This is a genomic window from Faecalibacterium hattorii (genome assembly GCF_003287455.1).
GTDB lineage: Bacteria > Bacillota > Clostridia > Oscillospirales > Ruminococcaceae > Faecalibacterium > Faecalibacterium hattorii.
Map to the genome: position 1 here is coordinate 1 of NZ_PRLC01000034.1, position 2,221 is coordinate 2,221.

The window sequence follows — 2,221 nt, forward strand, 5'->3', positions numbered from 1 at the left end:
CGCGTTCTGCGTTCCTCTTTGGATAGCTTCTGACGCAACATCTTTTCTCGGTTCTCAAACTGCCGGATTTTCTTCTTCCCGTCCTCGATCTCGGCTTGCAGTTCTTCGCGGGTTTTCTCTCTCGGTTTTGTCATGGTTGGTCGCTCCTTTCTGCTCATGGCTAAAAGAAAAGAGCAGCCGTTTTCTGTACGAAAATAGCTGCTCTCAGTTGGTGTATTCTGTTATTGAGTAGGCGTTATCTGCCCGATAAACTGGAAGTTTCTTTATAACTGCCTTTGCAGATACACCATATCCACTAACTGTACTCCATCCTCATATATTGGATGGTCGTAATTATCTGTAAAGAAATTTGGTATGATATGCGAACGGACAAACCCACACTTTTCATAAAATGGTATTGTCAATGGGCTATCACCTGTTCCTACTTGTAGAATAGCATATTGCTTTCTATATTTCTCTACGATAAAATCAATTAAGGATTTTGCATAACCTTTGCCTTGATAGTCTGGAACAGTTGCAATGTTCTTGATTTCAAGCACATCATTTCCTTCATCGGTAACGATGCACTCGCATTTAATCCCATTATCATCAAGCACATACATTTTGCCTTTATCAAGGTATCGGTCTATCATATTTTCCTGCTCATCTGCCAATAACAGCAAATCAAGATATTGTTTTTTATCTTCTTTGACTTCAATAATTCTCATCAATCGCACCACTAAATTCAAAGTTTCTGTTCCTTACAAATTCCGATTTGTCGCTCCGTTGCTTGGCTAAAGTATAGCACAAAACTGTGAACCAGTCTACCTCATTTCAACCTGTCAGCGGCATTATTTTCTCTGGCATACCTTCGCGCCGCTTCCCGGCGTTCCTCATTGTATGGGGCGGTCAGGCGGAAAGAGAAACGCCCCTTGCGGATTTCAAACTCCATGCAGCCCGTTTCGGGGTCTGCGTCGGTCTGGCGGCACTGGTCGGGGTGCTGTCCGGCATAGGCGGCAAGCCGCTTCTTTAAGTCGGTGTTGTGGGTGCGGATATTGATTAGCGGGTCTTTCTCGTCAAACCAAATATCGGTGGTCTTTTCCTGCTTCGTAAGCCCTGTTCTCATAAACTCTCCTTTCTGCTCCCTTGTTGCGCAATAGGGGCATTTTTCGGGTGTTTTTCCCGGCTCTTGACTTGGGGAAAATGAGGATTTTCAAATAGAAACTGCCCGGACAGGGAGTGTATCGTCGGGGCGGCTGTTATCGCAAGATTTCTGTTTTTTCCGGCTCTTGACCGTCAGATGCGGATAAACGCGAACTGTCGGCAAGCACCAGTTTGAGCAGCTTGTCGCGGAATGTTTCTGTGCTGCTGTGATTGAAAAATAACTCCGCAACAATGGTCTGCCCGTTCCTCTGGGTCGTGATGATGCTGTCGGGGGTCTGTTCTGCCATAGGCGGCTCCTTTCTTTGGGCGCAAAAGAGGGATTTCCCGTAGTTCGGAAAATCCCTCTTGGTTGACGGTTATTCTGCTTTACTGTGTGGGCTGTGCGGCGGCTGCCTGCGCCTTTCTCCTTGCCCGGTATTCCCGCGCCTTGATACGGTCATACTCCCGCTGCTTTTCAAGGTTTCGCGCCCGGTACTCCCTTGAATACTGCCGGTGGTAGGCGCGGCTCTTTTCCTTTTTGGCTTCTTCGATTTCCTCCCGCATTTGCCGGATTTCCTGCTCGGTCGGCTCTGCAAGCTGTGTCACTTCGTTCTCAAACTTGCCGATATAATTGAAATATATGCTGATGTGCTGGATTGCGTATCTCGCCCTTTTCTGGTCGCGCTCATGCACTTCAATCCGGCTGATAAACTCGTTGAGAATGGTGGGGGTCAGGTCGGTAAAGGCGGCATGGCGTTCCGTCAGCTTCAAAAACTTCTGCGCCCGTCCTCCTGCGTTTTCAAAAGCGGACAGCTGCTCTTGGAGCGTGGCAAGCTCCGCTTTCAGCGCGTAGTATTCTTCCGAATACTTCTGCGACATCTGCTCATAGCGGTCTTGCGGGATCGTGCCGAGGGCGTTGTCCTCATAGAGCTTGTTCAGCACCTTGTCAATCTGTTCAAGGCGCGTCGTGATTTGCGGAATACGCTTCTGCTGTTTCTTGGTCTGGTCGGTCTGCTGCATGACAAGGTTCTTTTTCACTAAGGCTTCAAACTCCGCCCGGTTGCTGATAGAATAGTCCTCGATTTTCTTCAGCACTTCC

The 2,221-nt window shown here is 48.2% G+C and carries 5 protein-coding genes; all 5 read right to left on the reverse strand.

Annotation, left to right across the window (positions count from 1 at the left end):
* A partial coding sequence (locus tag C4N23_RS14265; protein ID WP_242983808.1) for a DUF3847 domain-containing protein occupies nucleotides 1-134 on the reverse strand: 134 nt, incomplete at its 3' end.
* Between the two features lie 129 nt (nucleotides 135-263).
* A complete protein-coding gene (locus C4N23_RS13570; RefSeq protein WP_112146660.1) occupies nucleotides 264-707 on the reverse strand; it encodes a GNAT family N-acetyltransferase in 444 nt (147 codons plus the stop codon).
* A gap of 101 nt (nucleotides 708-808) precedes the next feature.
* A complete protein-coding gene (locus C4N23_RS13575; RefSeq protein WP_112146663.1) occupies nucleotides 809-1,105 on the reverse strand; it encodes a hypothetical protein in 297 nt (98 codons plus the stop codon).
* A gap of 133 nt (nucleotides 1,106-1,238) precedes the next feature.
* Nucleotides 1,239-1,430, reverse strand: a complete 192-nt coding sequence (locus tag C4N23_RS13580) for a transposon-encoded TnpW family protein (RefSeq protein ID WP_006060444.1) — start codon at nucleotides 1,428-1,430, stop codon at nucleotides 1,239-1,241.
* 79 nt (nucleotides 1,431-1,509) lie between these two features.
* On the reverse strand, nucleotides 1,510-2,221 hold a 712-nt coding region (locus C4N23_RS13585; RefSeq protein ID WP_146746493.1), incomplete at its 5' end, for a DUF4368 domain-containing protein.

Coding starts and splice junctions, on each gene's coding strand:
- C4N23_RS13570 (WP_112146660.1), bottom strand. CDS start 707: ATGAGAATTATTGAAGTCAAAGAAGATAAAAAACAATATCTTGATTTG.
- C4N23_RS13575 (WP_112146663.1), bottom strand. CDS start 1,105: ATGAGAACAGGGCTTACGAAGCAGGAAAAGACCACCGATATTTGGTTT.
- C4N23_RS13580 (WP_006060444.1), bottom strand. CDS start 1,430: ATGGCAGAACAGACCCCCGACAGCATCATCACGACCCAGAGGAACGGG.